The 2,659-nt window shown below is 62.9% G+C and carries 2 protein-coding genes and 1 pseudogene; 2 read left to right on the top strand and 1 reads right to left on the bottom strand.

Translation table 11 applies throughout. From position 1 onward, the window contains the following. Nucleotides 1-648, top strand: a pseudogene (acnA, locus tag PF446_RS09005) (aconitate hydratase); the annotation flags it as partial. Nucleotides 649-813: 165 nt separating this feature from the next. Then, nucleotides 814-2,010, top strand: coding sequence for a DUF4097 family beta strand repeat-containing protein (locus PF446_RS09000; protein ID WP_298071096.1), 1,197 nt, complete (start codon nucleotides 814-816; stop codon nucleotides 2,008-2,010). Nucleotides 2,011-2,260: 250 nt separating this feature from the next. Here the strand turns inward: PF446_RS09000 and PF446_RS08995 are convergent, their stop codons facing one another. Beyond that, nucleotides 2,261-2,467, bottom strand: coding sequence for a hypothetical protein (locus PF446_RS08995; RefSeq protein ID WP_298071095.1), 207 nt, complete (start codon nucleotides 2,465-2,467; stop codon nucleotides 2,261-2,263). Nucleotides 2,468-2,659: the final 192 nt, after the last annotated feature.

Raw genomic sequence — 2,659 nt, 5'->3', positions numbered from 1 at the left:
CCCGCCGGCGCGATCAAGAAGGATTCCCCCGCGGGTCGTTTCCTGATCGAGCGAGGCGTGCAGCCGGCACAGTTCAACTCCTACGGCTCGCGCCGCGGCAATGACGACGTGATGGTGCGCGGCACCTTTGCCAACATCCGCATCAAGAACCGCATGCTGGACGGTGTCGAGGGGGGCTACACCAAGCACGTTCCCAGTGGCGAACAGATGGCAATGTACGACGCAGCCATGAAGTACAAGGCCGACAACACCCCGTTGATCGTGCTGGCCGGCAAGGAGTACGGCACCGGTTCCAGTCGTGACTGGGCAGCCAAGGGCACGCTCCTGTTGGGCGTGAAGGCCGTGATTGCCGAGAGCTTCGAGCGCATTCACCGTTCCAACCTGGTCGGCATGGGCGTGCTGCCGCTGCAGTTCAAGGATGGCCAGACCATCGACTCACTGGGATTGACCGGTCTGGAGACCTTCGAGATCACAGGACTGGACGACGCCAACGCCACCGAGGCCACCGTGGTGGCCAAGGGCGACCAGGGCGAGAAGACGTTCACCGTCCGGGTGATGCTGCTGACCCCGAAGGAACGCGACTTCTACCGCCATGGCGGCATCCTGCAGTACGTGCTGCGCGACCTGGCGGCGAAAAAGGCGGCGTAAACCCTTTTCCTCAATCGTGCATCAAAGTAACCGCCGGCCGTAAACGCCGGCGGTTTTCTTTTGCCGGTGACGCCGGAAATCCAGGCATGACCTCATGCACTGCAACTCCTGGTGTACTGGTTGTATAAAACACCAATTCAGCCCCTCGCAGCGCCTAGGAGATTCATGATGGGAACGAACCGCCGCACCCTTCTCGCCCTGCTCGCCGCACTCGCGTTGTACAGCATCGTGCCGTCCACGCTGGCTGCGCCAAAGCAGATCTTCAGCAAGAACATCGAGCGCACCGCGGTCGTTTCAAACGATGCCCGCGTCAGCATCGAGAACCTGGTCGGCCAGGTCAGCATCCGCCAGGGCGGGCCGCAATTGCAGGTCAAGGCCACCGTGGTGGCCGGCGGTGATGACAAGGATGCGGCCCGCACACTGGCCGACTCGATCCGACTCGACGTGACGCAGCATGCGGGCCAGGTCCTGGTGCATGTGCACTATCCCGTGCAGGACCACGACAGCTACCAGTACATCCCCACGCATCCAGTGAAAGCGCATCAAGGAGGTTTGCACTTTCTGGGCATGCACATCGGCTTCAGCAATGCCTCCTCCGACCTCGAATATCAGGACTCGCGCGTAGCCGTGTACCAGGGAAGAGACCAGGGCGTGCCGCTGCATGTGGACCTGCTGGTGAACCTTCCGGCAGGCGTTCATGCCCAAGTCGTCAACCAGGTCGGCCTGCTCGAGGCCAGCGACCTGCGCAACGACCTGCAGCTGAAGTCCGCTTCGGGCGACATGACTGTGCAGGGTCTCATCGGCGACCTTGGCACGCATTCCGGCAGCGGCGACGCAACTATCCTACAGGTACAAGGCACCCTGGATGTCCATACCGGCTCCGGCGACATCGACCTGAATGGCCTTCAGGGCAGCGTCCGCGTGCTTACCGGCTCGGGCGACATCACCGGTGGTCAATTGAAGGGCCCGAGTTCCCAACTGCATACCGGTTCCGGCGATATCCGACTTGATGGGATCGCAGGCGACATCGTGCTTGATACCAGCTCCGGGGACATCAAGCTGAACGGCCTGGCTCAGGTCAAGCGCGCCCGCATCAACTGCGGCTCGGGCGACATCATGCTGGATGGCGATCTTTCCTCCATGCAGGACTTTACCCTTCGCAGCGGTTCGGGCGACATCACCCTGAACAGTGCCAACCCGCCCGCTGTGCACCTGGACATCCAGGGCTCGGACATCGAGGCACATTGGCCGGACATGCACCATGTCGAATCGGGGCGTCGTTATCTGCGCGCCGACATCGGCGCCGCATCCGGCAACGGCAGGATCAGCACGGGCAGCGGCGACGTCACGTTGCGCCCATAAGTGACGCCCGGATCCTACCGAACCCAAACCGCCGGCCTCCTGGCTGGCGGTTGCTTGGTGTTCCACACCGATTCGAGTGAGGCTACACAGCTGTTTGTCCTGCGAGGGGATGGGCCGTCGGGGTAGATCCGGCGTATCCGGCCCCCTCTGCTTCCATGCTGGTCTGGGGCGGTGTCAACATCGGCACCAAGGATGACAAGGGTCCTCGGCAGAGAGTTTTTTTGTTCCGGTCCACGCCTTGCCGTCAAAGCTACAGGACATGCTTCCAGTTCGCGCTGTAGCAGCGCCAATCACCATCCTGCAGGAGCCAGGCGCTCTCCACGTGGTACACACCAAGGTGCTCCGGGATCAGTCGGCCGCCGCCGCCCAGGGTCACGGTGAATTGGACCACGAAACGCGAGCCTCGCCGCTCCACGTCGAGAGGCCCCATCAACACCGAGAGTTTTTCACCGCGCAAGCGCGCAACGCGCAGCAGACCAATCAGTCGCGTCCTGTCCGGTTCACTGTCGGTCGTCGTGAAGTCCTGGCTCGGATCGATGCGAAGGCACCGGCATCGCGATTACGCGCCGCATCCGCGGCGGCCGTCACGGCCTGGCGGACCCGCTCTTCGGCCGGCGCGTGATGACATCCGGAAGCGAGCAGCACAAGC

This window comes from Oleiagrimonas sp. (genome assembly GCF_027858935.1).
In the GTDB taxonomy this organism is placed as follows: domain Bacteria; phylum Pseudomonadota; class Gammaproteobacteria; order Xanthomonadales; family Rhodanobacteraceae; genus Oleiagrimonas.
This window is presented reverse-complemented; position numbering and strand designations above follow the sequence as displayed.

What these genes read in the sequence shown, in the direction of transcription:
- PF446_RS09000 (WP_298071096.1), top strand. Translation starts at nt 814, where the DNA reads ATGATGGGAACGAACCGCCGCACCCTTCTCGCCCTGCTCGCCGCACTC.